The sequence below is a fragment of the Pseudonocardia sp. GCM10023141 genome, from assembly GCF_042653605.1.
Window position 1 is genome coordinate 151,499 of the sequence record NZ_JBHSIR010000035.1, and the last position, 23,440, is coordinate 174,938.

Below are 23,440 nucleotides of genomic sequence, written 5' to 3' on the forward strand. Positions count from 1 at the left end.
TTGCTGCGCAGCCTCAGTGACAGGGGAACCCCAGGAAGTGGCGCGCATCGTGCACGAACTCGTGCACGACCGTGGAGTTGCCGAACACCGACGTGGCGCCCTCGTCGATGCCGATGAAGTAGTAGATCAGCAGCCCGAGCACCGCTGCACCGATCAGCCACGGCAACGTCTCCGACATGGGGATGGCCACCGGGCGGGCCTGGGGAACTGCGACGGATGCAGACATGCGCGAAGGCTACGATCGCGCAGCCGACCAGGTCAACACGTCATCAGACGTGTACATGTTCAGCTGTCCGGTTTTGGGGTGGGATGTGCGGATCGTCCTCTGGGCACACGGCCCCACCAGCGCCGTTCGCACCGCCGCCTTCCCCGCCGACGAGCCGCTCGACGCCGGGGCCACGGCACAGGCGGTCGACGTCGCTCCCACGCTCCCCCGGGTCGACGCCGTCCACAGCCCGGACTCGAAGCGCTGCCGGCAGACGGCCGCCGTGCTCGGGCGGGAGGTGGCCGACGACCCGGCGCTCCGCGGGCTCGACCACGGCAGCTGGAGCGGTCGCACGCTCGACGACGTGGGCGCCGCGGACCCCGCCGGGCTCGGCGCCTGGCTGACCGACCCCGACGCCCGGCCGCACGGCGGCGAGTCGATGACCGACCTCGTCGCGCGCGTCGGGAACTGGCTCGACGGCCGCACCGACCCGCCGCACGCGCTGCTGGCCGTGGCCGACGCCGCCGTGGTGCGGGCCGCCGTGGTGCACGCGCTCGGTGCGCCCGCGCAGGCGCTGTGGCGCGTGGACGTCGCACCGCTCTCGGCGACGCTACTGGTCGGCGAGCCGGGACGCTGGAGCCTGCGCAGCATCCGCCCGCCGGGCCGCTGATCCCACCCGCCGCAACCGCAGCGCGTACAGGATCGCCGAGCCCAGTAGCAGTGCCCCGGTGATCCCCAGCCAGTGGCCTGCGTACCCGTCGGTGGACAGGCCGGTGGCGCCCTCGAAATCGGCACCGCGGCCACCGAGGATGAGCGGGAACCAGATCAGCAGCAGCAGCGCCGAGAGCCCGATCGGCACCCGGACGTGGTTGATCCACGGGACGCCGAGGCGGTGCGGCAGCGGGTGGCGGCGCCGCAGCAGCCTGCCGTGCGTGGCGGTGTCGGCGATGGCGTAGAGCGGGTAGAGCACGACGTCGTGCCCGATGGCGGCGCCGACGAACCAGATCGCCACGCCCAGCAGCGGCACGGTGTCGGCGAGGAACCGGGTGACGGCGTAGCCCGCGAGCGCCAGCGAGGCGAGCGTCGCCAGCAGGTGCAGCGGGCTCGCGCCGTAACGCTCACGGAAGCGCTGCCGCAAGCGCGCCACGGCCGTCATGCCGGCACGACCGTCAGCCGGCCGACCCACTTCGTGGCATGCACGCCCGGGGCCGCCGGGATGATCGTGCGGGCGGGGTAGCCGTGGTCGAGCGACAGGTCCGCACCGTTGACGCTCAGCGCGAGCAGCGAGTTGGGCGTCTGCGACTGCGCCACGCTCAGGCTCACCCGCCCGAACGGCCCCTGCGTCTGGAACGACTCGACGAACAAGCGGTCACCGGCGCTGCCGCCGGCCAGCCGCACCAGGTCCGCCAGCGGCACCCCGGTCCACGTGTTGGAGACCGACCATCCCTCGACGCAGGCGATCGGCAGGTCGAACGTCTGCTGCGGGAGGCCGAGCAGGTCGGCGCGGCTGAGCTTGACGGTCTGCGCCGGGCCGACGAGTTCCAGGCGCCACGCGTCCGCCATGGCCTGCGTGACACCGGCGCCTACCGCGGTCTTGTTGACCGGGTAGTCGTTGGCGCCGGTACCGACGCCGCGGCTGTGCGGCGAGAGCAGCGCGGTGGCTCGCAGCGGCCCGTCGAGCGTCTGGCCGATGTAGAAGGCGGTGACGGTGCCCGATGCCGCGGCGACGAGTCCCAGCGCGCCCCGGCGCGACATCGTGGGCGGAGCCGGATCGGTGGCCACGAGCCCGTGCTCGTCGGGAGGCTCGGGCTCCGTCTCGGCGAGCGACGTCTGGAGCACCGAGCCCAGGGTCCGGGCCCGCAACGACCGCACCATCGTCGGGAATTTCATCGCGACATGCACGATCAGCGCCCCGAAGAACACCCAGGCACCGTAGAGATGTGCCGAGTAGAACGAGAACGGGAACGCGTAGAAGATCTGAATGTTGAGAATTCCGGTGACCATCTCGAACGTGATGCCGCCGACGAGCAGCAGCAGGCTGATCCGTTCCAGCGCATGCGCAACAGACCGCACCGACGGCCATTCGAACAGCTTCGGGATCACCGACCACAGCTTGGCGAGCACGACGGGTACGAGCGCCAGTCCGAGCCCGACGTGCACACCCTGCGTGAGCCGGTAGAGCCACGGCGGGTCGGTCGGCCAGTCGAAGAAGTAGAACCCGAGCAGCCCTTTCCCCGGGGTGGGGTCGTTGATCGGCAGGTTCGGGTTGTAGGCGGCGTAGGACAGCAGGCCGGTGCCGATCACGATCGTCAGCCCGACGAGCAGCACCAGCCCGAGCACGGACGTCAGCCACGGACCGCGCAACGGGCTGCGCCAGAACCCCTTGCGGAACGGACCGGGCGGCGGGTGCTCGGCCACCCACGCATTCGCCTCGGCGATCCGTTCCCGCACGCTTTCCGACTTCATCGACGTCCTCCCTCTCGGGAGGGATTACTACCCCGTGAACCGCGGTTCGGGTGGCTGGTTCATGGAGCCGTAAGAATCGTCAGTCGGTCAGGCCGGGTTCGCGGCGGCAACGGCTTGGCGCAACGCTGCGTCGGTGTTGTCGATCGCGGTGCCGTTGACCTTGACGGTCGGGGTGCCGTTCACCCCGGCCTGCGACGCGGCGTCGGTGACGCCCTTCGTCCAGCCGGCGTAGGTGGCATCCGACACGCAGGTGGCGAAGCCCGCGCCCGCCCCGGCCTGCTGCCCGAGCGTGATGAGCTGGCTGTCGGGCAGGCCCGTGCCGTTCTCCTCGGGCTGGTTGGAGTAGAGCAGCTTGAGGTAGGCGGGGAACACCCCCTCGTCGGCCGCGCATCCCGCTGCCGCCGACGAGCGGCTCGAGTACTTCGTGCCGGAGGAGAACCGGTCGAGGTAGGCCACCGGGTGGTAGACGACCTTCGCCGCGCCGCTCGCCACGAGCTCGTCGATCGTGGCGCCGGACTGCTTCTCGTAGGCGTTGCAGACCGGGCACTGGAAGTCGAGGTAGACGTCGACGGTGGCCTTCGCGGTGGGCTGGCCGACCAGCACGCCCTGCGCGGTGGCGTTCTTCGGGACGGCCGCGCCCTCGGCGCTGGGACCCTGCGCGCGGTACACGGCGAAGCCGATCGCGCCGGCGAACAGCACGATCACCACGATTCCGATGATCATCAACGGGGACGGGCCGCGTCTCCTGGCCAGCGCCGCCTTCCGCCGCCGATCGGCGCCTGTTCCCATCAGCCGTCCACCCCTTCTTCGACCCCGTCGTCGACGCGGCCCCCGAGGAACGCATCCACACTCCATCTTCCCACCGGCCAGAGGGCCAGCAGGATCGCGAGCAGCAGTAGCGCGCCGTCGCGGATGAGCTCCCAGCCGTACGTGGGCGACGCCCCGGCGGCCAACTGCCCGCCGGAACCGAAGCACCCGCAGTCGATCTGCAGGCCACGAGCCCACGCCGACGCGATACCGACCACGAACCCGGCCATCAGCACCGCGGAGACCACGGCGACGGCACGCACGCCGGCCCCGATGACCAGCAGGATCCCCAGCAGGATCTCGACAGCGGGCAGTGCAGCGCCGACGACCTGCGCCGCGAGCTCGGGAAGCAGGTCGTAGGCGCGGGTGGCGCGCACCGAAGCGGCCAGGTCGGTGATCTTCGAGGCCCCTGCCACGATCCAGACACCGCCGAGCACCAGCCGGCCGATCGTCGTGAGCCACGGCTGGGCCGCGCCCCACCTCCCCACATCCGCCACGCCCTGCACTCTGACACGGGTCCCCGACGCGGCGGTGTCGACCTGCCGCGGCCCGGTCACGCCGCATCCTGTCCGGGTGCTGCGGCGCGCAGGCCGTCCGTACCGCCGACGTCGGGCCGGCCGTACGGAGCAGCCCAGTCGGGATCGGCGTCTGTCGCAGGTGAGCCGGGTACCGGGCGGGCGACGTCCGTGCCACCACCGCCGTTGCGGGTGAGTCGTTGCATCACCACCAGCAGTACCAGCCCGGCGACGACGAGGGCGTGCGAGAGCAGCCGTTCGGCGTCGACCCGGCCGCTGATCACGTCGAACGCGCTCAGGACGGTGAGGATCCCGACGAACGCCGCGATCACGGGCACCAGCCCGGAGATCCGCGACGTGCCGGCCGCGACCCAGAGGAACGCGACGGCCAGCGCCAGGTTCCACGCCGAGCTCTCGTTGACCAGGTGTGCCGCGGTGGCACCGGCCAGCTCCGGACCGCCGTGGTGCGCACCGCCCGCCGCGACGATCTCGCTGACGGCGAGCGCGCACTGCCCGATGCCGACACCACCCAACGCGAGGCGCACCGCTCCGGTGCGGCGCTGCCGTGGCGGCGGGGGTGCGGCCGCGAGCACGGCCGCGACCAGGTCGGGTGTCTCCTGCACCGGACCCAGCCGGGCGAGCCTGGTGACCTGCGCGAGGCGTTCGGCGTGGGCCCGGCACCCGGCGCACCCCTGCAGGTGGGCGTCGACCGCGGCGTCCTCACCGGGCAGGTCCTCGCCGTCCAGCCGGGCCGAGATCGCGTCCCTGCAGTCCGCACATCGCATGCCCAGTGGTCGCCGCCGGATGCTCTTCGGTTCCCGGATGCCCCTTCGGTTCTGGGTGCCCCGCGGTTCCGGAGGGTTGCGGCCACGTGGTTAGGCTCGGGGTCATGGTCGAGCGGGCAGACGATGCGCGCATCACGGCGCTCGCACTCGCGGCCGGAGCGGGCGACCGGGCCGCGCTGGCCGAGTTCGTCCGTGCCACGCAGCGCGACGTCCACCGGTTCGTCGCGCACCTCGCCGGGCCCCGCGATGCCGACGACCTCGCGCAGGAGACCTACCTGCGGGCGCTGCGCTCGCTGCCCCGGTTCGCCGGCCGCTCGTCGGCCCGCACGTGGTTGCTTGCCGTCGCGCGCCACACCGCGGCCGACGCCGTCCGCACCGCCGTGCGCCGCCCGCGCACGAGCGGTGTCGAGAACTGGGACGCGCTGGCCGCGGCCGTTCCCCGGGCCGGCCTGTCCCGATCGGCGCTGTCGCGATCGGCGTCCGACGAGGCCGTGGTGCTGCGCGAGCTCATCACCGCGCTCGACCCGGACCGTCGCGAGGCGTTCGTGCTCACCCAGCTGCTCGGGCTCAGCTACGGCGAGGCCGCGGAGGTCTGCGGCTGCCCCACGGGCACGATCCGGTCGCGGGTGGCGCGGGCCCGCGACGACCTGGTGCAGGCGATGGACGCCGACGGAGTGCCACGCCAGGCGCTCTGAGCCCTTCCTGCAATTCGGGCCCTTCCTGCAATCCGGCCACGCGGCTACCGTCGATCCATGGCCCAGGAGAACTCGGAGTTCCAGTTCGGCGGCATCCACCACCTGGCACTGGTCAGCTCCGACATGCAACGCACCGTCGATTTCTACTCCGGCGTGCTGGGCATGCCGCTGGTGAAGACGATCGAGCTGCCGCGCGGGATGGGCCAGCACTTCTTCTTCGACTGCGGCGGCGGCGACACGATCGCGTTCTTCTGGTTCCCCGACGCCCCCGACGGCGTCCCCGGCGTCTCGGCACCCGCCGCGCTCCCCGGCGAGGGCGAGATCGTCAGCGCCGTCGGCTCGATGAACCACGTGGCGTTCACCGTTCCGCCGGGCGAGTTCGAGCGCTACTACGTGCGGATGCAGGAGAAGGGCGTCGACGTCAGCCCGATCCTCGATCACGACGACAGCCCCGCCGGCAGCTCGCGGGTGCTGCATCCCGGGGTGTACGTGCGGTCGTTCTACTTCCGCGATCCCGACGGCGCGATGCTCGAGTTCGCCTGCTGGCTGCGCGCGTTCACCCCGGCCGATGTGGCGCACCCCGCCCGGACCGGGGCCGAGCGCGCGGGCGTGTGAGCACTGCCACCGCCCGCGAGTTCGTCGGGCTGCCGTCGCCGCTGGCCCCGCGTGCCGGTGCCGGCGGGCATCCCTGCCAGGGGCTCTACCACCGCCCGGCGGGCAAGCGGCCGCGCACCGCGTTCATCGCGACGCACTACAACGTCGACTTCGCCGAGCACTACCTCGCGCCGTTCCTCGCCGAGCGCGGCTACGGGTTCCTCGGGTGGAACACCCGCTTCCGCGGCGCGGAGGCCTACTTCCTGCTCGACCACGCGCTCGCCGAGATCGGGGTGGGTGTGCGGTGGCTGCGCGAGGAGGCGGGTGTCGAGCGGGTGGTGCTGCTGGGCAACTCGGGCGGCGGCTCGCTGATGGCGGCCTACCAGTCCCAGTCGGTCGAGCCGACCGTCCGTGCATCCGGAAGCCGCGCCGCCGACGCGATCGCCGACCTGCCTGCAGCCGACGCGTTCGTCGCGCTGGCCGCTCACCTCGGGCGTCCCGAGGTGCTGACGGCGTGGATGGATCCCTCGGTCACCGACGAGTCCGACCCGCTGTCGCTTGACCCGGCGCTCGACCCGTTCGACCCGGCCAACGGCCCGCCGTTCGACGCCGACTTCCAGCACCGGTACCGCGAGGCCCAGTCGGCCCGCAACCGGCGGATCACCGAGTGGGCGCACGCACAGCTCGCGGCACTCGAGGGCACGCGGGCCACCGACCGGCTGTTCCAGACCTTCCGGACGTGGGCCGACCTGCGGATGATCGATCCGGCCGTCGAGCCGTCGCCACGGCGGCCCCGGTGGTGCTACCGCGGCGAGCCGCAGGCAGCGAACTACGGCGTGTTCAGTGTCGGGGTGCAGTCCACGCTGCGCACGTGGCTGTCGATGTGGAGCCTGCAGACCTCGCAGTGCCGGGCCGCGCCGCACCTGGCTCGCATCACCGTGCCGGCGCTGGTGGTGCATGCTCGTGGTGACACCGGCGTGCACGAGAGTGACGCCCACGCGATCCACGACGGGCTCGCGGCCACCGACCGGACGCTCGAGCTCGTGCCGGGCGACCACTACTTCACCGAGCCCACCGGCGCACGCGCGCAGGTGGCCGACCTGATCGCCGGCTGGACCGCCGCGCGCGACTGACCGGAGGAACGCACGTGTGGGCACAGCAGCTGGTGGCACCGAGCACGCTCGCCGAGGTGGACGTGGCCGCGCCCACCAAGGACGACCTGCGCGGTGGCGAGGTGCTGCTGGAGGTGCTGGCAGGCGGCGTCTGCGGTAGCGACCTCCCGGCGTTCAAGGGCACCGCGGCCGCGCAGGGCGCCGCCGCCGGCCCCGACGGCCCCCGCCCCGGTGCCCCGCTGCACGAGGTGGTGGCCAGGGTGCTCGCCTCGACCGATCCGGCGCACGAGGTGGGCGGTCGCGTCGTCGGCTGGGCCACCGGCTTCGACGGGCTGGCCGAACGCGTGATCTCCCGCGGTGACGACCTGGCTCCGGTGACCACCGCGCTGGCCCCGGCGCGCGCGGTGCTGTTGCAGCCGTTGGCCTGCGTGCTCTACGCCGTCGAGCAGCTGCCGCGCGTGCGCGGAGCGAACGCCGCGGTGGTCGGCCTCGGTCCGATCGGGCTGCTGTTCGCCCACGTGCTGCGCGCCGCTGGCGCCACCCGCGTCACCGGCGTCGACCTCGTCGACCGCAGCGCCGTGGCCTCGGACTTCGGGCTCGACGAGACGGTGCGCGCCAGCAGCGACCGGTGGTCGGCCGGCATCGCCGCCGCCGACCGTCCCGATGTCATCGTGGAGGCGATCGGGCACAGCGCCGCCCCGCTCAACCACGCGATCCGCGCGTGCGCGCCGCAGGGCTGTGTCTTCGCGTTCGGCGTGCCGGACGACCCGATCTACCCGATCGACGTCGAGGCCATGCTGCGGCGCAACCTGACGCTGATGTCGGGCATCACGCTGGAGCGGCCCCGGATGCTCCTCGCGGCCGCCGACTACCTCACCGCCCACCCCGACCTCGTCGACACCTACGTCACCGACGTGCGCCCGGCCGACCAGGCCCAGCAGGCGTTCGCCGCGGCCGTCCGGCCGGCACCGGACCAGGTGAAGATCACCCTCGACTACGCCTGACCCCGGCGGGATACGGTCGGGGACACCCGAGCGACCCTGGAGGCTCCTGTGCAGCTGTTCGACCTCACCGGCAAGGTCGCCGTCGTCACCGGCGGCACCCGCGGCATCGGGCTGATGATCGCCCGCGGCCTGCTGCAGGCCGGCGCCTCGGTGTACATCAGCTCCCGCAAGGCCGACGCCGGCGAGGCGGCGGTCGCGGAGCTGGCACCGCACGGGAAGGTCGTGTCGATCCCGGCCGACGTCTCGACCGAGGCGGAGTGCCTGCGGCTCGCCCAGGAGGTGGGCGGCGTGGAGGAGCGCGTGCACATCCTCGTCAACAACGCCGGCGCGACCTGGGGCGCGCCGCTGCAGGAGTTCCCCGAGTCGGCGTGGGACAAGGTCCTCGACCTCAACCTCAAGGCGCCCTTCTTCCTGACGCGCGCGTTCCTGCCGCTGCTGGAGGCCGCGGCCACCGACGACGACCCGGCGCGCGTCATCAACATCGGCAGCATCGACGGGCTCCGGCCGCCGATCATGTCCACGTACTCCTACGCGGCGAGCAAGGCCGGCATCCACCACCTGACGCGAATGCTGGCCGGCGAGCTCGGCCCCAAGCGGATCACCGTGAACGCCGTGGCGCCCGGCCCGTTCGAGTCGAAGATGATGGCCGCCACGCTCGACGCGTTCGGTGAGCAGATCGCGGCGTCCTCGCCGCTCGGGCGCATCGGACGGCCCGACGACATGGCCGGGGTCGCGGTGTTCCTGGCGAGCCGGGCCGGCTCGTACGTGACCGGCGCCGTGATCCCGGTGGATGGTGGGATCGCCACCACGCGGTGAGGGGCGGGGTTCGGCGGCTGTTCTGCGTGGTCGGCTGGGCTCGGCGGCCACATGGTTCCAGGAGGCGGTTGGGGCGGGGGCGTCAGCAGCCACCAGGTTCCATGAGGCACTCACCGGGCAGCAGGCCGAGCCAGACCTCAGCGCTGCAGGAAACCCGCATCCACCGGCAACGAGACCCCGGTGATGTAGCGCCCCTCGTCCGAGGTGAGCCACAGGACGGCGTTGGCGACGTCCGCGGCCTCCACCATCGACACCGGCAGCAGGTTCTGCAGCCCGGTGTTGCCGTCGAGGAACGCGCCGGTCTGCTCGTTGACGACCATCGGCGTGTTCACGCCGGTCGGGTGCACGGTGTTGACCCGGATGGAATGGGGCGCCAGCTCGATGGCGAGCGTGCGAGCCAGCCCGACCACACCGTGCTTCGCGGCGCTGTAGTGCGCGATGTGACCCATGCCCTTGAGGCCCGCCGTCGAGCTGGTGATCACGATGGAGCCGCCGTTGCCGGCCTCGATCATCGCCGGGATCGCGGCCCGGACCGTCCGGAACACCCCGGTCAGGTTGACGCCGATCATCTCGTCCCACGCGGCGTCGGTGAGCGACCAGGTGTTCTCCGCGAACGTGGCGATCCCCGCGTTGGCGATCACGACATCGAGCCTGCCCAGCTCGGCGACACCGTCGGCGACGACCGCGCGCACCGCCGCGTCGTCGCGAACGTCGGCGGTGCGGGCGATGATGCGCCGGTCGAGCTTCTCGACCAGAGCGACGGTCTCCTGCAGGTCCTCCGGCGTCGCCAACGGGTAGGGCACCGTGTCGAGCTGGCGGCAGACGTCGAACGCGATGATGTCGGCGCCCTCCTCCGCCAGCCGCACGGCGTGCGCCCGCCCCTGGCCACGCGCCGCCCCCGACACCAGTGCCACCTTGCCCTGCAGCCGCGTGCCCATGCGTCCCCCTGTCGCTCGACGATCCCTGCCACCCACCCTCGCCACCCGGACGGCTGAGGTCAACCAGGGTCGCCGCGCCGGTTCAGGACACGTACTCGCCGGCTTCCGCCAGCTCCTCATCGGTCGGGGCGTCGTCCTGCGCCATGTCGACCCGCCAGTAGCCGGCGAACGCCACGGCCCGCTTGTCGATACCCCGCTCGCCCACGAGGTGGCAGCGCACCGTCCGCACCAGCGATGCCTCCCCCGCCACCCAGGCGAAGACCGGTCCGTCGGGGATCTCGACCTCGCGGACGGCGTCGAGCACGCCGTCGGCCCGTCCCGCGGCCGGGCCGCCGCGGTGGACCCATCGGACGGTGACGTCGGCGAGCGTCGCGAAGTCCTGCCGCTCGGCGGCGTCGACGACCTCGATCACCGCCACCGCCCGCTCCTGCGGCTCGAGCGACTCCAGCGTGGCACCCAGCGCCGGGAGGGCCGTCTCGTCGCCCACGAACAACTTCCAGGCGCCGTTGGCAGGCGTGCGGAAATGGCTCTGGGCCGGACCGACCATCCCCAGTTCGTCGCCGACGCTCGCCGTCGCCGCCCAGCTCGAGGCGGGCCCGTCACCGCCGTGCCCGCCGTGGAGCACGAAGTCGATCTCGATCTGCTGCCGGTCGGCCAGGTGCCTGCGGATCGAGTAGGTGCGCATCCAGGGCCGTTGCGCCCCCGGGATGGCCAGGAAGCTCTGGAACCACCGCATCGTGGCGCCGTCCGCGGGCGCGGCGGGCATCTCCGGGTAGCCGCTCTCCTCGGCGAAGAACAGCTTGCACTGCGCGCGAGCCAGGGCTTCTCAGAGGCGACCGGACCGCAGATCGGTGACGGCGAGCCGCGCCGCCTGCCCGACCACCGAGTCCGCCCGGGGCAGGAACGCGTCGGCGCGGGCGGCGTGGGTGAAGACGGCCACGGCGACGGGCCGCTCGCCGTCGAACTCCACGACGCCGACCTCGTTGCGTATCGAGCCGATCGTTCCGGTCTTGCCCGCCACCCGCACCCCGGCGTACGGGAATCCCGAGCGCAGGCGGTGCGGCCAGATCTGCGAGCCGAGCAGCCCACGCGCGAAGCGGCACATCGCGGGTGACGCGGCACGGTCGGTCCACACCGCGTCGAGCAGCGTCGTCATGTCCCGCGCGGTGGTCGCGCTTCCGTATGCCGGGTCATAGGCCCGCACGTGCGGCGCCGTGTCGTTGCTGGCGAGCGCGCGGAACGCGGCCGCGGTGTCGGCAGCGGCGGTATCGGCCACGAGCGTTCGGTGCACTGCGGCGGTGCCGCCCTGCACCGTGGTGCGTCCGATGCCCAGCTCCCCCAACGTCTCGTGCAGGTACGCCAGGCCGACGCGCTCCAGCAGCACGTCGGCGGCCGCGTTGTCCGACACGGTGATCATCGAGAAGGCCAGGTCGCGCCACGACATCGTCACCGTGTCCCGCATCAGGGACAGGCCGGTCGCCCCGGCGGTGCGCCCCTCCGGCGCCACGGTCACGGGCTCCCGCGGGTCGAGCTCGCCCGCGTCGACGCGACGGCAGAACGCCACCAGCAGCGGCAGCTTGTAGACCGACGCCATCACGACGGGCTCGTCCGGCCCGACACCGACCTCCCGGGCCGGAGCGCCGAGCGCGACGGCGTGCAGCCACCCCTGGACACCGGCATCGGCGAACGTCGCCGTTATCTCCCGTTCGAGCTCGCTCACGGCGCGGCCACGAGCGCGGCCTGCACCGCGTCGCGCAGCGCGGGCCCGACGTCGGCCCCGCGCCAGACCACCCGCAGCCGCAGCGGCAGCGGGTCGCCCGCGACCGGTCTGCGCGCGACACCCGCCGCCACCAGCACCGGGTCGGCGGTGATCGCGAACGCCCGTCCGGTGGCCACCCGCACGAGCGCCGCGCGGTCGTCGTCGGCGGGCACGGCCCGCGCGCGCAGGCCGCGCTCGTCGAGGGCGTCGAGCAGCAGGTCGTGCGCAGCGGGTCCATGCGGCCGGGGCGCGGTGGCGACGTCGAGACCGCGCAGCCTGCGTACCGGCACGGCCCCGGGCCCGGTGGCCGCGGGATGGCCTGCGGGGATCAGCAGTGCGGTGTCGAGCCGGACGACCGGCCCGCTGGCCAACACGCCGAGCACGGCGGGGTGGACGACGACGGCGAGGTCGAGCTGGCCCGCGGCGACGGCGTCGACGAGTGTCGTGGTGGGTGCCGTAGTCAGCTCGACGGGGCCACCGCCCGCCGCGCACGCCACCGCCACCGCGGCCGCGGTGGCCGTGCCGACCTGCGGCACCACCCCGATCCGGAGGGCCGAGGCGGCAGCGCCGTGGGTGCCGGCGACCCGGCGCAGGTCCTCGCCGCCCTGCAGCAGCGCGCGGGCACGCGGCAGGAGGTCCCGCCCGGCGGCATTGAGCTGCACCCCGCGGGAGGTGCGCTCGACGAGCCGCACCCCGAGGCTGCTCTCGAGTCGCTGCAGTCCCTGCGAGACCGGGGGCTGCGTCATCCCCAGCCGACCCGCAGCCCGCCCGAAGTGCTCCTCCTCGGCGATCGCCACGAAGAATTCCAGATGGCGCAGGAGATCCACTCATCCCACGCTAGCAGGGTCGATAGGAATCGAGTATCACGATCGCCCTTCGAGCGTATTTGCGCTATCGCTCGCGCCCGGTTTGTCTGTGCACGTGATCGACAGGACGACAGAACTCCCGGCACTGCGGCGACGCTCCTTCCTGGCGGCGGCGCTGCTGCTGCCACTGGCCGGCTGCGCTCCGGCCGTACCACCCGTTGCCTCGACCCGGCCCGACCCGAACGTCGCGGCCGCCCGGTTCGAGGAGCTGGAGCGCCGCTTCGACGCCCGGCTCGGGATCTACGCCGTGCACACCGGCACCGGCCAGGAACTCCGGCACCGGGCCGACGACCGGTTCGCGCTCTGCTCGACGTTCAAGATGCTGGCCGCGGGCGCACTGCTCGACCGCAACCCGATCGGCCATCTCGACACCAGGGTCCGGTACACCGCAGCCGACCTCGTGGCGAACTCGCCCATCACGCAGCAACACGTCACCGACGGCATGACGATCCGCGAGCTGTGCGACGCGGCACTGCGCTACAGCGACAACACCGCGGGCAACCTGCTGCTGGCCGACCTCGGCGGACCGGCGGAGATCACCGCGTTCGCCCGCTCGCTCGGCGACCCGGTGACGCGACTGGACCGCCGCGAGACCGAGCTCAACTCGGCCGTGCCGGGCGACGAGCGCGACACCACGACCCCGCGCGCGATCGCGGCCGACTGCAGGGCGCTCGTGCTCGGCGACCGGCTGGCACCGGCCGCGCGAACGCAGCTCACCGACTGGATGCTCGCCAACACGACCGGCGACGCCCGCATCCGGGCCGGGCTGCCCGCCGGGTGGCGGGTGGCGGACAAGACCGGCACCGGCAGCTACGCCAGCGCCAACGACATCGCGATCGCCTTCCCGCCAGCAGGCGAGCCGATCGTGATCGCCACGCTCTCGACCCGGCCGGGCGCGGGCCCGGACGCGACGACGGACAACGCGCTGATCTCCGGTGCCGCCGCGGTGGTGGCCGACGAGCTCGTGCGAGCGGGCTGACCGGGCGGCATGCACGGGATTGCAGGAAGGCCACCGGGGTGGCGCCGGTCGACCGGCCGCTACTTGAGCGCCCCGACGCTGAGCCCTTCCTGGATCCGGCGCTGGAAGAGCACGTAGACCGCCAGCACCGGGAGCAGCGCGATCACCAGGCCGGCGAACAGCGCGCTCCAGTCGCTGCGGTAGCCCTGGTTCGCCGACAGCACCGCGAGGCCCTGGGAGAGCACGTAGTGGTTCTGGTCGGTGTTGAGCACCAGCGGCAGCAGGTACTGGTTCCACAGCCCCAGGAAGTTGAAGATCCCGACGCTGATGATCCCGGGCTTGGCCAGCGGCAGCATGATCTGGAAGAACACCCTGGCGTGCGAGCAGCCGTCCAGCATCGCGGCCTCGGCGAGCGCACCCGGCAGCGTCCGGAAGAACCCCGTCATGAAGAAGACGGTGAACGGCAGCGCGTACGCCGTGTAGACGAGGATCAGCCCCGGGTACGTGCCGAGCAGCCCGACGTTCTGCACCACGAAGAACAGCGGCACCAGCGCCAGGAAGATCGGGAACGTCATGCCAGTGACGAAGGCGTAGTAGATGAGGTTGCGGCCGGGGAACTCGTAGCGGGCGATCACGTAGGCCACCATCGAGCCGAGCAGCATCACCAGCACCACCGACGGCACCACGACGATGACGCTGTTGAGGAAGTACTGCCCGATGTTGGCATCGGTCCAGGCCCGTGCGAAGTTCTCGAAGTGCCATGTGGTCGGCAGCGACCACGGGTTGGTGAAGATCTCCCGATCCGACTTGAAGGCGGTCATGCCCGCCCACAGCAGCGGCACGATGACGAGGATCGCCCACACGATCAGCACGCCGTGGGAGAACACGTTCATCGTGCGTTCGCCCGCCGAGGCCGGCTCCGTCGTGCGGTTCGCACCCCGACCCGGCGGCGTCGGCGCGGCCTGCGACGGCGCCGCGGTCTTGGACGTGTCGATGGTCATCGCCGGTTCTCCACACTCGTCGCCATCAGTACTCGATCCGGTCGCGACGGCCCAGCCGCAGCACCACCACGGCGAGGATCAGCGTGACCAGGCACAGCGCCACCCCGACGGCCGACGCGTAACCGAACCGGCCGTCGGTGAACGCCGACTGGTAGAGGTACTGCGCCACCACCTGCGTCGAGTTGTCCGGGCCGCCCGCCGGGAGCATCACCTGCAGCAGCGCGAAGCCGTCGAGCGCCGCGATGCCCAGGTAGATGTAGGACACCTGGACGCTGTCCCAGATCATCGGGATCGTGATGCTGCGGAAGATCCGGGCCCGGCCGGCCCCGTCGAGCACGGCCGCCTCGTAGACGTCGGTCGGCACCGACTTCATCGCGGCGCTGAACACCACGAAGTAGAACCCCACCGCTCCCCAGATGACGACGGCCATCACGGCGGGGAGCGCGAACGTGGTGTTGCCCAGCCAGGCCGCCGTCAGCCAGTCGAAGCCGATCAGCCGCAGGAAGCCGTTGAGCAGGCCGGCCTCGGGGTTGTAGAAGAACCCGAAGAGCACACCGGCGATGACCACCGGGACGACGTACGGGAAGAAGTAGATCACCTGGTAGAAGCGCGATCCCCGCACGCCGCCCCGCGCCATGGAGCCCCGACGGCCGGCGACGGTGGTCATCGACGCGAAGAACAGGGCCAGCAGGATCGTCACCAGCGGGATGACGATCAGCATGATCAGGTTGTGGCTCATGGCCTGCCAGAACCTGCCGTCACCGGCCAGCTCGATGTAGTTGTCGAACCCGATGAAGTTCTTCTGGTCGGAGAACCCCTGCCAGTCGGTCAGCGAGATGTAGAAGGCCTGCAGATACGGCGACACCACGAACACCGCGTACAGCACCAACGGGACGGCGAGGAAGCTCGCGACGAAGCGGTACTTTCCGTATCTCATGAGGTCCCCCCAGCTCAGCGCTTGTACTTCGGGACGCTGGGGTCCGCGGCGACCTTGTCGGCGATCGCCTGCATCTTGTTGAGGAAGTCGTCCGCGGTGTAGCGGCCGGTCAGCAGGTTCGTCATCTCGGTCACCACCGGTCCGGGCGCGAAGGCGGTGTACCACTCGCGGAAGTGCCAGTTGAAGACGTTGTCGCCGGCCGCGGTCAGCTTGTCCGAGATCGAGGCGAGCGCCGGGGTCTTCTTGGTGACCTTGTCGGTGGAGCCCTTGATGCTCGGCGTCGACGCGGTGAGGTCGGCGAACTTCCCGGCGCCGTCCTTCGACAGCATGATGCGCAGGTACTCCAGGCCACCGGCCACGTTCTTCGCCTTGGCCGGCACCATGAACGCCTCACCGGCCTGGGTCCGGATGGTGCTGGCCGGCATCTTGGAGCTCGCGTCGAGGGTCGGGATCGGTGCCGCGGTCATCGTGAAGTCGGGGGGCGAGATGTCCTTCATCTCGTTCTCGAGCCAGGAACCGGAGACGTAGAACGCCGCCTTGCCCTGCACCCAGGCCGTCTGCGCCTCGGTGTGCTTCAGGCCCTCGGAGCCGGCCATGAAGTAGCCCTTCTTGACCATCTCCTCGATGCCCTTGGTCGCCGTGACGATCGGGGCCTGCTTCCAGGCGTTCGGCTCCAGGTTGTCGATGGCCTTGATGACGTCGATGCCGCCCTGCTTGACGGCCGCACCGAGGTTCAGGTCGAGCAGGTAGTCCGAGGCGTTGGTACCGCCGTAGGCGAACGGGGCGATGCCGGCCGCCTTGATCTTCTCCGACAGCGCCAGCATCTCGTCCCACGTGGTGGGCGGAGTCCAGCCGTTCTTGTCGAACAGCGGCTTCGAGTACCAGACCGGGAAGGCGGCGTAGACGTAGTTGAGCGCCAGGAACTTGCCACCGAACGTGCCCTGGTCGACGACACCGGGGAGCAGCGTGTCGCGCACCTTGACGTTCGGGTCGTCGACCGACGGCGCGTCGAGCAGTGGCCCGAGGTCGGCGAGCTGGTTGGCCGACACCAGCGTGTTGTACGGGATCTGCTGCGCGCCCGAGTCGTCGAAGACGTCCGGCGGGTTGCCGGCCACGAAGCGCGGCTGCAGCTCCTGCCCGATCTGGGTGCTGGCCGTATGGGTGATCTTCGAGTTCGGGAACGTCTTGTTGTACATGGCCTCGTGGGCCTTGGCGTAGTCGTCGCCGTAGCCGCCCTTGAAGACCACGACGTCGAGTGGGGCGTCCGCGGTCACGCCGAACGGGTTGGTGGCGCTCTTGGCGCCGCCGCCGGTGGCGGCGGGAGCGGCTGTGCCACCGCCGCCGGTGGCACAGGCCGACAGTGCGGCGGCGCTGGGCACTGCCAGCAGGCCGACGGCCGCCAGTCGCTGCAGGAACTGCCTGCGGTCCAAACCGGGGTTCATGACGACCTCCTTGGGATCACGGGTGCACGATCACTGGTTGCTGCGTTCGGGGATTCTGCGTTGGGGGATTCTGCGTTGGGGGATTCTGCGGTCGGGGGCTTCACGCGGAACGCCGGATGCGCCCGGCGTAGCGCGCTTCGAGCGCGGTGTTGTGGGCATCGCCTTCCGGCACGTTCGCCGAGAGGTAGACCGGTGGGGTCTCGCCTGCGGCGAGCATGGTGGCCACGACCTCGGCCACGATCATCTGCGCGAGCAGCGCAGCCGTGATCGAGGAGATGGCGCCGACCGCGACGCCGCCGGCGGACAGGGTCGCGTCGCCGTAGGGCGCGCCGTTGTCGAGCACGACGTCGGCGATCTCGAACAGGCGCAGCCCCGACGGGTGCCGCGACGTCACCTGGGTGGTGTGCGCCAGCGAGGTGACCGCGATGAGCGGGTGCCCGTGCTCCTTCACGACCCGGGCCAGCTCCACGACCGAGCCGTTGCCACCGGAGTTGGAGGCCATCATGAAGACGTCGGTGGGCTGCGGGGCGTTGAGGTCGTAGATGCGGCGCGCGACGGCGGGATCCCGCTCGAGGTGCGCGCCCTCCGGCCCACCGAAGAGCACCGCGGGCGGCTCACCGCCGAGCGTGACGACGTCGCGCAGGGCGATCATGTTGGTGGGCACCAGCCCACCCGCGCGCCCCGCGATCTCCATCGCGAACGCCTGCGAGTGGCCGGTGCCGAAGGCCTGCACGACCCCTCCCGCGCGCAGGCCCTCGACCACCAGGTCGGCAGCCGCTCGCACCCCGTCCGCCTGCTGGGCGGCCACAGTGCGCACGGCCTGCTCGGCGATCCCCGCGAACGCGGCCCCCGAGACGCCCGAGGCCGGGATCGCGGTGTCGAGCGTGGTGCTGTCGGGCACGTCGGTACTCCGGTTCTCTCTTCGGCGGTGCTGCTGGTGGCGTACTGGGTTGGGTGACGGACGCGGATCTAGTACGGGGGCGGTGTCGGGGCCGCGTGGGGTGCCGAGTGGGGCGTGGTCGGCAGGCGGTGGGTGGCGACGGCGTCCGCCGTGCGGGCGAAGGCGTCGGTGGCGCGCTGGTGGGTGCGCTGCGCGACGGCCAGGTAGAGCAGGTCGAGCACCAGGAACTGCGAGTGCCGCGCCGACATCGCGCCGGACCGGAAGGACGTCTCCCGCACCGAGGTGCCCAGCACGTAGTCGGCCACCTCCGCCACCGGCGAGGTGGAGAAGTTGGTGATCGCGACGGTGGTGGCACCGCGGCTGCGCGCGGCGGCCAGCATCTCGACGGTCTCGGTGGTGCGCCCGCTGTGCGACAGCCCGATGGCGACGTCCCCCGGACCCAGCAGTACCGCGCTGGTGAGGCCGTTGTGCACGTCGGACCAGGTCCAGGACGCGATGCCGATGCGGTGCATCCGCAGCTGCATGTCCTCCACGACGGCAGCGCTGCCACCCATCGCGTAGAAGTCGACGCGCCGGGCCTGCGCCATGATGTCGACGACGCGGTCGAGCGCGGTCAGGTCGAGCGCGGCCGCCGTCTCGTGCATGGCCTGCAGGTCCACGGCGAGCAGCGTCTTGAGCACGCGTTCGAGCGGGTCGGTCGGCACCACGTCGGCACCGATGCCGAGCTCCCAGCCGGCCTGCACGGCCCGCCCGATCTCGGTGGCGATGCCGACCCGCAGCTCGGTGTACCCCGCGACACCGAGGCTGCGGCAGAACCGGGTGACGGTGGCCGGGGAGGTGTTGCTGCGCTCCCCGAGCTCCACGATCGTGGCCCGCGACGCCCATCCCGGATCTTCCAGGATCACGTTGGCGACCTGCCGCAGCGCACCGGTCAGGCCGGGCAGGACGCTGCGCAGATGCACGAGCAACTGACCGCTGCCCGCCTCGGCGGGGAGGTCCTGTGCCGCAGTCACCGTCGCCAACACAACCTTTCGAGCCTGGGTGGAGTGGTGAAAATTTCCACCGAGATGAGTGAACTGTCAAGACGCTGGTAAGAAGTTTCTTGCCGGAAGGAGGGTCGATGGACACGTTCGTCGGCATGGATGTCGGAGGCAGCCGCTCGCGCGCCGCGGTCATCGACGCCTCGGGAGGGCTGCTCGGCGCGGCGGAGGGCCCGGGCGGCAACCCGACCACGCACCCCCCGGACCGGGCGTTCGACGCGATGGCACGGGCCCTGGGCGCCGCGCTGAACGGGTTGCCCGCCGCGCACGTACGTGCGGTGGTCATCGGGATGGCGGGCGGCGGATCCCTGGGCAGACCTCGGATGACCGAGCAGCTCGCGGGGCTCGCCGCGACGCTCGGACTGGGCTGCCGACCCGATGTACGGGGCGACGTGATCGTGGCGTTCGCCGCCGGCACGCCGGACCCGAGCGGCACCGTCCTGATCTCCGGGACCGGCGCCGTCGCGGCCCGGATCACCGGCTGGACCCACGCCGCGGGGGTGGACGGTCACGGCTGGCTGCTGGGCGACACCGGATCGGGGTTCTGGCTGGGCCGCCGAGCCGTGCAGGCCGCGCTGGCCGCGCTCGACGGGCGGCGGGTCCCGACGGCACTGCTGCCCGCGGTGACCGGTGAACTGCTCGGGACACCGGCGACGGGCCCCGTCCGGCCCGGGTCCGGCACGATCGAGCGGCTTGTCGAGGCCGTGCACGCCGCACCGCCGATCGCGCTCGCGCGCCTCGCGCCGCTGGTCACCGCCGCCGCTTCCGCGGGGGACGCGGTGGCGCTGCGTATCGTCGACGAGGCCGCGGACGCCCTGGTGAGCGACGTCGTCGCGATCCGGGAACCGGGCGAGAACACGCCGATCGTGCTGGCCGGGAGCGTCGCGGGCGGCGCCAACCCGGTGGCCGCACTGGTTCGGGCCCGGCTCGAGGAGCGCTGGCCCGGCTGCGTCGCGACGGCGGGGGATGCGGCCCGTGCGGCGGCCTGGCTCGCGCTGGCCGGGCCGGGCACCGGATCCGGCGCCCGGGATCCAGGGCTGCACCGGGTGGTGATCGGATGATCGGGAGCTCCGGCCTGTGGCGCTACAGGGAACCTTGTGGCAGCCCGAAGCACACAACCCGGACCACCTGGAGCCGGACAGCAGCCGCGCACCCGGCCGCGGCAGCGGATCCGGGAGCCCCGGGAGATCCCGGGGCACAGGGGGATCTCGCAGATCCGGCAGTGCTCGTGCTGTCACGCTCCGTCGATCAACCGGCCGATCATCCTGCCGGTGACCGCATGCTGCGGGGTTCCCCCTCACCCCATCGCCACGAGTTACCTACGATCGACGCAGGCACCGCTCTGCTTCGGCCGAGTGAGCCTGACGGGGGAGGCATCATGACTGAGGCGGGGCAAGAGGCCGAGAGCAGGATCCGCATCGATCCACGCGCCGCGGTGCGGGTCACGTTCGACCCGTACTCGAGCGTGTTGGCGCTGGCCTGCGCTGGGGTGCGGGATCGGCTGCGCGGCCAGGACACGGGTCCGGCGCGGGTCGCCGGGCGGTTCTCCGAGCGCGGGCTGCGGGCGATCTCGCGGATCGTGGCGCCCGGGAGCTCCATGAGCCCCGACTGCCTGAGTCCGTCGGACCTGAGCCGCGACACCGACGTCGCCGCCGAGGTCGACCGCCTGCGGGGCCTCTCGGCCGACGACATGCGCCATGACCTCGACGAGACGTTCGGTGGCCACCTGCCACCGCACTGGGAGCGGATCAGCGATGCGCCCCAGCGCTGGGCGCGCGATGTCGCCGACGCGCTGGACACGCTGTGGACGGCGGTGGAACCCGTCTGGCACCGCGAGGACCCACTGCGGGCACGCGAGGCCGAGCGGGTGGGTGCGGCGGCGGCCCGCCAGGCCATGGACGTGGTGGTGGCCGAGGCGCATCCACGGGGGCGCGTCGAGGACAACACCCTGATCTTCCCCGATCCCGAGGGCACCGAGCTCGACGCCACCGGCCGCGTCGTCGTGCTCGCTCCGGTGCTCAGCAAGCTCGACCTGTCCATCAGCAACCTCGAACGGCCGGACATGATCTGGCTCGCCTACCCCGTCGCCGACCGCGCACTGCGCGCCCCCGACCCCGGCGGCCTCGCCGCGCTGCTGACGCCGATGCGGGCCGGCCTGCTGCGCATGCTGGAGGGCGAGTGGTCGATGTCGCAGGTCGCGGCCGGGCTCGGCGTCGGTGCGAGCGCGGCCACCCACCAGGTCGACGCGCTCGTGGCCGCCGACCTCGTCGCACGCAGGCGGGAGGGCAGGCGCACCCTGATCAACCGCACCGAGCGCGGCGCCGGCCTGCTCGACCTGTACGACGGGTCCCGGTAACGCCGGCTCCCCCAGCGCCCGGTCGCAAACAGGGCACAGATCCGATGTCCGGCCGCGAGGCCCGTTGCACCCGGCGACAAGACGCCGTATAAACACGACCCATACATCCGATGTCTTGACGCCGGAAATGGATGGGTATGACAGCCGGACCACGGACCACCCCCAGGATCGTCGCTGTCCGCACGCTGGACGTGCGGTTTCCCACCTCCCGGGAGCTCGACGGCTCCGACGCGATGAACCCCGACCCCGACTACTCGGCCGCCTACGTCGTGATCGAGACCGACGCGGACGACGACCTGGCCGGTCACGGGTTCGCGTTCACCATCGGCCGCGGCAACGAGGTGCAGACCGCGGCGATCGACACGGTCTCCTCGATGCTCATCGGTCGCCCGCTCGAGGCGACGCTCGCCGGGCTCGGGCAGGTCTGGACGGACCTGGTGCACGACTCGCAGCTGCGCTGGCTCGGGCCCGAGAAGGGCGTGATCCACATGGCGATCTCCGCCGTGGTGAACGCCCTGTGGGACCTGCGCGCCAAGCGGGCCGGGCAGCCGCTGTGGCAGCTGCTCGCCGGGCTGTCCCCGGAGGAGCTGGTGGACCTCGTCGACTTCCGCTACCTCACCGACGCGCTGACCCGTGACGAGGCGCTCGCGATCCTGCGCGCCGCCGAGCCGGGCCGCGCGCAGCGGCAGCGGGCGCTGCTCGCCGACGGCTACCCGGCCTACACGACGTCTCCGGGTTGGCTCGGCTATGACGACGACAAGCTGCGCAGGCTGTGCCGCGAGGCCGTCGAGGACGGGTTCACCCAGATCAAGCTGAAGGTCGGGGCCGACCTCGACGACGACCGGCGCCGCATGCGGATCGCGCGGGAGACCGTCGGCGACGGCATCCGGATCGCGGTGGACGCCAACCAGCGCTGGGACGTCGCCGACGCCATCTCCTGGGTGGGTGAGCTCGCCGAGTTCGACCCGTGGTGGGTGGAGGAGCCGACCAGCCCCGACGACGTGCTGGGGCTGGCCGCGATCGCGCGCGGCATCGCGCCGGTGAAGGTCGCCACCGGCGAGCACGTGGCCAACCGGGTGGTGTTCAAGCAGCTGCTGCAGACCGGGGCGCTGTCCTACCTGCAGATCGACGCCGCCCGCGTGGGCGGGGTCAACGAGAACGTCGCGATCCTGCTGCTGGCGGCCAAGTTCGGGGTGCCGGTGTGCCCGCACGCCGGCGGCGTCGGGCTCTGCGAGCTGGTGCAGCACCTGGCGATGTTCGACTTCGTCGCCGTGTCCGGGTCCCTCGACGACCGGGTGATCGAGTACGTGGATCACCTGCACGAGCACTTCGTCGACCCGGTGGTCGTCACCGGTGGCCGCTACCACGCGCCGACGGCCCCGGGCGGAAGCGGTCAGATGCACGAGAAGTCCCTCGCGACGTTCAGGTTCCCGGACGGCGCCGAGTGGGCGGGCAGCACGGAGGGCGACGCGTGAGCGAGGGCGAGCTGAGCGGGCTCACGGCCGTGGTCAGCGGCGGCGGGTCCGGCATCGGGCTGGCCACCGCGCAGCTGCTGGCTCAGCGCGGCGCGCGGGTGGCGTGCCTGGACCTCGACCCGTCCGGGGCGGGCGAACCGCTGCTCGGCGTCACCGCGGACGTCACCGACCAGGCGTCGGTGGACGCGGCGATCACGACGGTCGTCGAGCGGCTGGGCGGCATCGACATCCTGGTCAACAACGCCGGGATCGGTGCGCAGGGCACCGTCGAGACCAACCCGATCGAGGAGTGGCAGCGCGTCCTCGACGTCAACGTGCTCGGCATAGTGCGCCTGGCCAGGGCGGTGCTGCCGCACTTGCGCCGATCGAAGGTCGCCTCGATCGTCAACACCTGCTCGATCGCGGCGACGGCCGGGCTGCCGCAGCGGGCGCTCTACAGCGCCAGCAAGGGTGCCGTGCAGTCGTTGACGTTGGCGATGGCGGCCGACCACGTCGGCGAGGGCATCCGCGTCAACTGCGTCAACCCGGGCACGGCCGACACCCCGTGGGTGGGCCGGCTGCTCGACGCGGCCACCGATCCGGCCGCGGAACGGGCCGCGCTGGCGGCCCGCCAACCGATGGGCCGGCTCGTGTCGGCGCCCGAGGTGGCCGCGGCCATCGCCTACCTGGCGAGCCCGCTCGCCGGATCCACCACCGGCACGGTCCTCGCCGTCGACGGTGGCATGCAGGGCCTGCGCCTGCGTCCACGCAACTGAGACCCGCCATCCA

26 protein-coding genes are annotated in these 23,440 nt (G+C 72.1%); 11 read left to right on the forward strand and 15 right to left on the reverse strand.

Going from position 1 to position 23,440, the window contains the following annotated elements; translation table 11 throughout:
• Positions 1-13 precede the first annotated feature (13 nt).
• On the reverse strand, positions 14-226 hold the full coding sequence (locus tag ACFPFQ_RS20975; protein WP_379621333.1) for a CbtB domain-containing protein: 213 nt from the start codon (positions 224-226) through the stop codon (positions 14-16).
• Between ACFPFQ_RS20975 and ACFPFQ_RS20980 the strand changes: the two genes are divergently transcribed.
• On the forward strand, positions 225-875 hold the full coding sequence (locus ACFPFQ_RS20980; RefSeq protein WP_379621335.1) for a histidine phosphatase family protein: 651 nt from the start codon (positions 225-227) through the stop codon (positions 873-875). The genes ACFPFQ_RS20975 and ACFPFQ_RS20980 overlap by 2 nt on opposite strands.
• On the opposite strand, the gene ACFPFQ_RS20985 is transcribed toward ACFPFQ_RS20980, so the two are convergent.
• The 5 genes from ACFPFQ_RS20985 to ACFPFQ_RS21005 form a co-directional block, all read right to left on the reverse strand.
• Positions 816-1,361 carry a hypothetical protein gene (locus ACFPFQ_RS20985; protein ID WP_379621337.1) on the reverse strand — a complete coding sequence of 182 codons (546 nt, stop codon included), beginning with the start codon at positions 1,359-1,361 and terminating at the stop codon, positions 816-818. The two genes, ACFPFQ_RS20980 and ACFPFQ_RS20985, sit on opposite strands and share 60 nt — an antisense overlap.
• Positions 1,358-2,671 carry a molybdopterin-dependent oxidoreductase gene (locus ACFPFQ_RS20990; RefSeq protein WP_379621339.1) on the reverse strand — a complete coding sequence of 438 codons (1,314 nt, stop codon included), beginning with the start codon at positions 2,669-2,671 and terminating at the stop codon, positions 1,358-1,360. The genes ACFPFQ_RS20985 and ACFPFQ_RS20990 overlap by 4 nt, the downstream gene beginning before the upstream one ends.
• Before the next feature lie 87 nt (positions 2,672-2,758).
• Positions 2,759-3,460, reverse strand: coding sequence for a DsbA family protein (locus tag ACFPFQ_RS20995; RefSeq protein ID WP_379621341.1), 702 nt, complete (start codon positions 3,458-3,460; stop codon positions 2,759-2,761).
• A complete protein-coding gene (locus tag ACFPFQ_RS21000; protein WP_379621342.1) occupies positions 3,460-4,035 on the reverse strand; it encodes a MauE/DoxX family redox-associated membrane protein in 576 nt (191 codons plus the stop codon). Before ACFPFQ_RS21000 ends, ACFPFQ_RS20995 begins: the two co-directional genes overlap by 1 nt.
• Positions 4,032-4,778 carry a zf-HC2 domain-containing protein gene (locus tag ACFPFQ_RS21005; protein ID WP_379621344.1) on the reverse strand — a complete coding sequence of 249 codons (747 nt, stop codon included), beginning with the start codon at positions 4,776-4,778 and terminating at the stop codon, positions 4,032-4,034. Before ACFPFQ_RS21005 ends, ACFPFQ_RS21000 begins: the two co-directional genes overlap by 4 nt.
• 104 nt (positions 4,779-4,882) lie before the next feature.
• On the opposite strand from ACFPFQ_RS21005, the gene ACFPFQ_RS21010 reads away from it, so the two are divergent.
• Genes ACFPFQ_RS21010 through ACFPFQ_RS21030 form a run of 5 tightly spaced genes read left to right on the forward strand, consistent with a single transcriptional unit; the run spans position 4,883 to position 8,999 of the window.
• A complete protein-coding gene (locus ACFPFQ_RS21010) occupies positions 4,883-5,473 on the forward strand; it encodes a sigma-70 family RNA polymerase sigma factor (protein ID WP_379621346.1) in 591 nt (196 codons plus the stop codon).
• A gap of 57 nt (positions 5,474-5,530) precedes the next feature.
• Entirely contained in the window at positions 5,531-6,088 is a 558-nt protein-coding gene (locus ACFPFQ_RS21015) for a VOC family protein (RefSeq protein ID WP_379621348.1), read from the forward strand.
• Positions 6,085-7,200, forward strand: coding sequence for a hypothetical protein (locus ACFPFQ_RS21020; RefSeq protein WP_379621350.1), 1,116 nt, complete (start codon positions 6,085-6,087; stop codon positions 7,198-7,200). The genes ACFPFQ_RS21015 and ACFPFQ_RS21020 overlap by 4 nt, the downstream gene beginning before the upstream one ends.
• 14 nt (positions 7,201-7,214) lie before the next feature.
• Positions 7,215-8,183 (forward strand): zinc-binding dehydrogenase, encoded by a 969-nt coding sequence (locus ACFPFQ_RS21025; protein ID WP_379621352.1) that lies wholly within the window; start codon positions 7,215-7,217, stop codon positions 8,181-8,183.
• 48 nt (positions 8,184-8,231) lie between these two features.
• Positions 8,232-8,999, forward strand: a complete 768-nt coding sequence (locus tag ACFPFQ_RS21030) for an SDR family oxidoreductase (RefSeq protein WP_379621354.1) — start codon at positions 8,232-8,234, stop codon at positions 8,997-8,999.
• Between the two features lie 137 nt (positions 9,000-9,136).
• Here ACFPFQ_RS21030 and ACFPFQ_RS21035 read toward each other — a convergent pair whose 3' ends face one another.
• The 4 genes from ACFPFQ_RS21035 to ACFPFQ_RS21050 form a co-directional block, all read right to left on the reverse strand.
• Positions 9,137-9,937, reverse strand: a complete 801-nt coding sequence (locus ACFPFQ_RS21035) for a mycofactocin-coupled SDR family oxidoreductase (RefSeq protein WP_379621356.1) — start codon at positions 9,935-9,937, stop codon at positions 9,137-9,139.
• 82 nt (positions 9,938-10,019) lie between these two features.
• The gene (locus ACFPFQ_RS21040) at positions 10,020-10,757 is read right to left on the reverse strand and encodes a siderophore-interacting protein (RefSeq protein WP_379621784.1); all 738 of its coding nucleotides are present in this window, start codon (positions 10,755-10,757) and stop codon (positions 10,020-10,022) included.
• A 6-nt stretch (positions 10,758-10,763) separates the two neighbouring features.
• Positions 10,764-11,657, reverse strand: a complete 894-nt coding sequence (locus ACFPFQ_RS21045; protein WP_379621357.1) for a serine hydrolase — start codon at positions 11,655-11,657, stop codon at positions 10,764-10,766.
• On the reverse strand, positions 11,654-12,523 hold the full coding sequence (locus ACFPFQ_RS21050) for a LysR family transcriptional regulator (protein WP_379621359.1): 870 nt from the start codon (positions 12,521-12,523) through the stop codon (positions 11,654-11,656). Before ACFPFQ_RS21050 ends, ACFPFQ_RS21045 begins: the two co-directional genes overlap by 4 nt.
• Positions 12,524-12,647: 124 nt before the next feature.
• Here ACFPFQ_RS21050 and bla point away from each other — a divergent pair, with 124 nt between their 5' ends.
• Positions 12,648-13,541: a class A beta-lactamase gene (gene bla / locus ACFPFQ_RS21055; RefSeq protein WP_379621786.1), complete on the forward strand. Its 894-nt coding sequence runs from the start codon at positions 12,648-12,650 to the stop codon at positions 13,539-13,541.
• 59 nt (positions 13,542-13,600) lie between these two features.
• On the opposite strand, the gene ACFPFQ_RS21060 is transcribed toward bla, so the two are convergent.
• The 5 genes from ACFPFQ_RS21060 to ACFPFQ_RS21080 form a co-directional block, all read right to left on the reverse strand.
• Positions 13,601-14,521: a carbohydrate ABC transporter permease gene (locus ACFPFQ_RS21060; protein ID WP_379621361.1), complete on the reverse strand. Its 921-nt coding sequence runs from the start codon at positions 14,519-14,521 to the stop codon at positions 13,601-13,603.
• Between the two features lie 25 nt (positions 14,522-14,546).
• A complete protein-coding gene (locus ACFPFQ_RS21065) occupies positions 14,547-15,458 on the reverse strand; it encodes a carbohydrate ABC transporter permease (protein ID WP_379621363.1) in 912 nt (303 codons plus the stop codon).
• Positions 15,459-15,472: 14 nt separating this feature from the next.
• Positions 15,473-16,900 carry an N-acetylglucosamine/diacetylchitobiose ABC transporter substrate-binding protein gene (gene ngcE, locus ACFPFQ_RS21070; protein ID WP_379621364.1) on the reverse strand — a complete coding sequence of 476 codons (1,428 nt, stop codon included), beginning with the start codon at positions 16,898-16,900 and terminating at the stop codon, positions 15,473-15,475.
• A gap of 100 nt (positions 16,901-17,000) precedes the next feature.
• The gene (locus tag ACFPFQ_RS21075) at positions 17,001-17,801 is read right to left on the reverse strand and encodes a sugar isomerase domain-containing protein (protein ID WP_379621366.1); all 801 of its coding nucleotides are present in this window, start codon (positions 17,799-17,801) and stop codon (positions 17,001-17,003) included.
• A 68-nt stretch (positions 17,802-17,869) separates the two neighbouring features.
• Positions 17,870-18,814 carry a MurR/RpiR family transcriptional regulator gene (locus tag ACFPFQ_RS21080; RefSeq protein ID WP_379621368.1) on the reverse strand — a complete coding sequence of 315 codons (945 nt, stop codon included), beginning with the start codon at positions 18,812-18,814 and terminating at the stop codon, positions 17,870-17,872.
• Positions 18,815-18,921: 107 nt separating this feature from the next.
• On the opposite strand from ACFPFQ_RS21080, the gene ACFPFQ_RS21085 reads away from it, so the two are divergent.
• The 4 genes from ACFPFQ_RS21085 (at position 18,922) to ACFPFQ_RS21100 (ending at position 23,427) form a co-directional block, all read left to right on the forward strand.
• A complete protein-coding gene (locus ACFPFQ_RS21085) occupies positions 18,922-19,902 on the forward strand; it encodes an N-acetylglucosamine kinase (RefSeq protein ID WP_379621370.1) in 981 nt (326 codons plus the stop codon).
• A 317-nt stretch (positions 19,903-20,219) separates the two neighbouring features.
• A complete protein-coding gene (locus ACFPFQ_RS21090; protein WP_379621372.1) occupies positions 20,220-21,197 on the forward strand; it encodes an ArsR/SmtB family transcription factor in 978 nt (325 codons plus the stop codon).
• Between the two features lie 137 nt (positions 21,198-21,334).
• Complete coding sequence (locus ACFPFQ_RS21095) at positions 21,335-22,672, forward strand: enolase C-terminal domain-like protein (protein ID WP_379621374.1); 1,338 nt, start codon at positions 21,335-21,337, stop codon at positions 22,670-22,672.
• A complete protein-coding gene (locus ACFPFQ_RS21100) occupies positions 22,669-23,427 on the forward strand; it encodes an SDR family NAD(P)-dependent oxidoreductase (protein WP_379621376.1) in 759 nt (252 codons plus the stop codon). Before ACFPFQ_RS21095 ends, ACFPFQ_RS21100 begins: the two co-directional genes overlap by 4 nt.
• Positions 23,428-23,440 lie beyond the last annotated feature (13 nt).